This window comes from Lancefieldella parvula, from assembly GCF_963530955.1.
Taxonomy (GTDB): Bacteria; Actinomycetota; Coriobacteriia; order Coriobacteriales; family Atopobiaceae; genus Lancefieldella; species Lancefieldella parvula_A.
The window spans coordinates 1-4,412 of sequence record NZ_CAUSFQ010000101.1; the positions used below are offsets into that span (position 1 = coordinate 1).

Consider the following 4,412-nt stretch of genomic DNA (forward strand, 5'->3'; position numbering starts at 1 on the left):
CTTGGAAGAAGATGCTCGCAAAGAGATTGTGACGCTTGCGGGCGGAGATGGTCGCGCAGCCCTAACTTCTCTTGAGCTTGCCTCTCAGATGGTTGACGTTCCAGAATCTGCTGACGGCAAAGCATCTGAGCCGCTTGTTATTACCAAGCAAAACGTTCTTGAGGCAAATCCTCGCCGCGGACTTCCCTACGATAAAGCAGGAGATATGCACTATGACATTATCTCCGCGTTTATTAAGTCTATGCGAGGCTCAGACCCAGATGCCGCACTCTATTGGCTTGCGCGCATGATCGATGCAGGTGAAGATCCTAAATTTATTGCTCGACGCATTATGATTTTGGCCTCAGAAGATATTGGCAATGCCGATCCTCAGGCGCTGCTCATTGCACATGCAGCATTCAGGTCAGCTGAGGTCATTGGATATCCCGAGTGCAGGATTAACCTTGCGCAAGCAGTAATTTATATGGCGCTTGCTCCAAAATCTAATGCTGCAGAAGCAGGTATTGATGCCGCTCTCCATGAGGTTAGAACAGGTCCAAGGCGAGAAGTTCCAAGTTACTTAAGAGACCGTACGCGTCCTGGTTCTGAAGAGTATGGCAATTATCTCTATCCTCACAATTATCCTGGGGGATGGATTGAACAGCGTTATCTTCCAGAAGGACTTGAACGTGGTGCGTTCTTCTCGCCATCTCCAAGAGGTTGGGAAGCGTGGAGAATTGCAGCTACAGAGCGTGACCGTCACGAGGAAGTCTAGGATTTTGAATTACCTAAGTGGGAGCATTAAGAGGACGCTCCTCGGGTAGAATAGAAAGAACTGTAACCGTTAGCTTTGAGGGATGGCATAGATGGATTACTTACAGATTGCCCTTGTAGTCTTAGCCGTAGTTGGTGTTTGGGCCATTGTCGAGGTCGCTCTGACCCTAAGAACAACAAGAAAGTCAATTACTGAGATTACACTCTCAGCTAACAATACCATTGAGCAGATTCAACCTGTTATTTCAAAAATTGATGGCATGGTTGATGAGCTTGATCCAACTGTTAAGCAGCTACCTGCACTCATGCAGAAGGTTGATGAGGCTGCAGAGAACGCTAATACTTCTCTTGAGAGCCTCAATGTGGTTCTTGGTGACGTAGCAACCGTTTCTGGTGCAGCATCAGCCGTAACTGCAACTGTCAGCAAGGCTGCAAGCGATGCGGTAACAGGCGTTGTTGAGTCTGTTTCAAAGCTGGGAACTGGTCTTGGCGGATCTTTGAATCCTTCCAAGCTTGCTGAGGTAGCTCAGGCTCGCTTGAGCGGTGCGACAGCTTCCGCACAACAGAGTGCACAGCGTGCTCAAGAGTATCTTGAGGAGCTTCCTCTGCTTTCTCAGGACAAGACAAAGCATTCTAAACCAACTCGCACTGAGCAGTTCTATATTGAGTACGGTTCTGAGTCTTCTCAGAAGTCTGAGGAGTAGATTGTAATGGCACAAAAAATTGTTGAGCTTTCCGCTCCAGCAGATCCAACATTTGCTCGTTCAGTCAGAATGATGGCTGCTAATCTTGCTGTTTTGTGCAAGATGAACGTTGATGAGCTTGAAGATGTCAAAATGGCCGCAGAAGAGGGCTTTGTCTTTGCGTGCGGCACTCAGAAAGACTCTGTAGATATTACGTTTATCCTCGAAGACAATACTATGGTTATTGATTTTGACTTGGGTGATGAGGATCCAGTTGAGTCTGAGGAAGATAATTCTCAGCCACTAGAGCTTGTAGAGCTATTGCTCTCCGCTATTTGTGATGAGTTTGCGCTTAGCGATGACGGTTATACGCTTCATCTTGTAAAGATTTCTGGCGGTGCACATGCCTAAACCTGAAGCAAACGAGGCAGTACAGGCATCTGCAGAAGAGCAGAAAGCCGCAAGAAGAGCTGCTCGTCGTGCTTCTAAAGGTACCCCAGCCTGGGATAAAGATAGAACACGCAAGCTCTTTGCCCAATATAAAGAAACAAAAGACCCTGAGGTAAGAGACCAGCTTATTGTGAGTCACTTAAACCTCGTGCGCTTTTTGGCCTCCAAGTTTAAAAACCGTGGAGAACCCCTTGATGATTTGATTCAGGTGGGAACCATTGGACTTATCAAGGCAATTGATAGGTTTGAGCCTGATCGTGGTCTTGAATTTACAACATATGCAACGCCAACCATCATGGGAGAAATCAAGCGTCACTTCCGCGACAAAGGCTGGTCAGTACGTGTTCCTCGTCGTTTGCAGGAACTTTCTTCCAAGATTAATCAGGTCACTGATGATTTGACTAAAGAGCTGCAAAGAAGCCCTTCAATTGAAGAGATCGCCCAGCGCCTTGATACTAACGTTGAAGAGGTTCTTGAGGCTATGGAGTCTTCTAGCGCTTATAGCTCTGTTCCTCTTGAGGGAGGCGGCTCTGGTGCTGATGGCGACGAGACTCCTTCAATCATTGACCAGTATGTGACCGAAGATGAGGATCTTGCTGGTTCTGATGACCGCATTGTTCTTGAAGAGGCCATTAGAGACTTCTCGCCACGAGAGCAAGAGATTATTCGTATGCGTTTTGTTGAAGGTCTTACTCAGGTAGAGATCGCGGAGAAACTTAATATCTCTCAGGTACAGGTTTCAAGGCTGCTTCGTCGCACCTTAAAGCGTATCCAAGAAAAGATTGACCCAGAAAGCGTGAACCGTTAATGGATCAAAAGCATCAAAACTTCTCCGATTCAGCTCAAAAATGGAAACAACGTGGCTTAATGGTATGGACAGTCATTGGTCTGGCTGCATTGTTTGCACTTGCACTGTATGTTCTTGGCATCCTGGGACAGGCTGTTGAGCTGCTCGCCATTGGCGCAATTGTTGCGTTTGTCTGTAGCCCTGTTACCAATTGGCTTGAAGACAGGGGAGTGCCTCGTGGCATTTCCGCTCTTATCGCGCTTGTTCTTACGCTCATTGTGCTGGTAGGATTTTTGATTTTGATAGCGCAGCCATTGGTATTTGAGCTTACTACGCTACTCAGAAACGCTCCTTCGTATGCAAGTCAGATAGGAGCAATGGCAAGGGAGTTTTGGCAGAACTTTGACACTCAAAGTAACCCTGCTGTTAGACAGACCGTAGAACTTGCAATTGAACAGGCATCAAGTATTGGAATATCAGTTGCTTCTGGTATTTTGAGTTGGCTTTCCACATCTGCTTTAGGCAACATCTCTTCTATGGCAAACCAACTCATGGTCTTCTTCTTAGGTCTGGTTCTTGCCTATTGGCTTGCCAAAGATTATCCAGTTATTGTCCGTGAGATGGCTATTATTGCTGGTCCTCAAAAAGAGAATGAGTTCAGACTTATTCTTGCAATCTTAAGTAGATCTACCAGTGGATATATGCGAGGCACTATCATTACCTCTGCGGTTAATGGCATTCTTGTGTACTTTGGGTGTCTGATTTTAGGCAACCCTTATGCCGCTCTTATTGGCATGGTTACAGGAATCTTCCATATTATTCCTGTAGTTGGACCGGTTTTCTCGGCAGGTATTGCTCTTATTTTGAGCATCTTGGTAGACCCTGTCATGACCGTATGGACTATCGTTATCTTGATGGTTGCACAAAACGTTGTTGATAACGTGCTTTCACCTTTGGTTATGGCAACTAGCGTTAAAGTTCACCCGGGTCTTTCGCTCGTTGGTATTGTCATTGGCAGTGCTCTTGGCGGAGTAGTTGGAACTATTCTTGCCATACCTTTGACAGCAGCACTGAGGGGCATCTTTGTGTACTTCTTTGAGAAGTATTCGGGCAGACAGATTGTCTCGCCAAATGGCGCGCTTTTTAACTCCACGCAGTATGTGGATGAAAAGGGCGCCATCTTGCCAGAGTATGATGCTTTGGATGATCCAAAGTTCTTTGAAGAGTCACGCCTTGTTGATAAAGAGTCTGCAGGTCATGTACGCAGCAAGTCTTCAGCTCCCGCACCCAAGATTCTTGGACATGATTTTTCTCAGTTACTTTTTAGGAATACTCAAGAAGTTACTAAGGAACCAGATAAACCATCGTCAGATGCGGTAGACTCAGACAGTACAAAAGAGTAGTTATTTGAATACGGAGAAGTACTTTATGGCTGACTATAAAACAATGACAACAGCAGAGATTCGCGAGGACTTCCTAAGCTTCTTTGAGAGCAAGGGTTGCAAGCGCTATCCTTCTTCATCTCTGGTGCCTTCTGATCCTTCGCTGCTTCTTGCTAATGCTGGCATGAACCAGTTCAAGGAATATTACCAGGGCATCAAGACTATGAAGGAGATTGGTGCAACTTCCTGCCAGAAGTGCCTTCGTACTAACGATATTGACAACATTGGTGACTCTCGCCATCTCTCATTCTTTGAGATGCTGGGTAACTTCTCCTTTGGTGGTTACACCAAGCGCGA

Annotated in this window: 5 protein-coding genes and 1 pseudogene; all 6 read left to right on the forward strand. The window is 46.2% G+C overall.

Annotation, left to right across the window (positions count from 1 at the left end; genetic code table 11):
• Window positions 1-754 (forward strand): annotated as a pseudogene (locus tag RWJ43_RS06125) (replication-associated recombination protein A); the annotation flags it as partial.
• Window positions 755-845: 91 nt separating this feature from the next.
• On the forward strand, window positions 846-1,457 hold the full coding sequence (locus RWJ43_RS06130) for a hypothetical protein (protein ID WP_314008983.1): 612 nt from the start codon (window positions 846-848) through the stop codon (window positions 1,455-1,457).
• 6 nt (window positions 1,458-1,463) lie between these two features.
• Window positions 1,464-1,847 (forward strand): ATP-binding protein, encoded by a 384-nt coding sequence (locus RWJ43_RS06135; protein WP_313994326.1) that lies wholly within the window; start codon window positions 1,464-1,466, stop codon window positions 1,845-1,847.
• Entirely contained in the window at window positions 1,840-2,694 is an 855-nt protein-coding gene (locus tag RWJ43_RS06140) for a SigB/SigF/SigG family RNA polymerase sigma factor (RefSeq protein ID WP_035431837.1), read from the forward strand. The genes RWJ43_RS06135 and RWJ43_RS06140 overlap by 8 nt, the downstream gene beginning before the upstream one ends.
• Window positions 2,694-4,076, forward strand: a complete 1,383-nt coding sequence (locus RWJ43_RS06145) for an AI-2E family transporter (protein ID WP_314008985.1) — start codon at window positions 2,694-2,696, stop codon at window positions 4,074-4,076. Before RWJ43_RS06140 ends, RWJ43_RS06145 begins: the two co-directional genes overlap by 1 nt.
• A 25-nt stretch (window positions 4,077-4,101) precedes the next feature.
• Window positions 4,102-4,412: alanine--tRNA ligase-related protein (locus RWJ43_RS06150; protein ID WP_314008987.1), on the forward strand; the 311-nt coding region annotated here is incomplete at its 3' end.

Coding starts and splice junctions, on each gene's coding strand:
- RWJ43_RS06135 (WP_313994326.1), top strand. CDS start 1,464: ATGGCACAAAAAATTGTTGAGCTTTCCGCTCCAGCAGATCCAACATTT.
- RWJ43_RS06140 (WP_035431837.1), top strand. CDS start 1,840: ATGCCTAAACCTGAAGCAAACGAGGCAGTACAGGCATCTGCAGAAGAG.
- RWJ43_RS06130 (WP_314008983.1), top strand. CDS start 846: ATGGATTACTTACAGATTGCCCTTGTAGTCTTAGCCGTAGTTGGTGTT.
- RWJ43_RS06145 (WP_314008985.1), top strand. CDS start 2,694: ATGGATCAAAAGCATCAAAACTTCTCCGATTCAGCTCAAAAATGGAAA.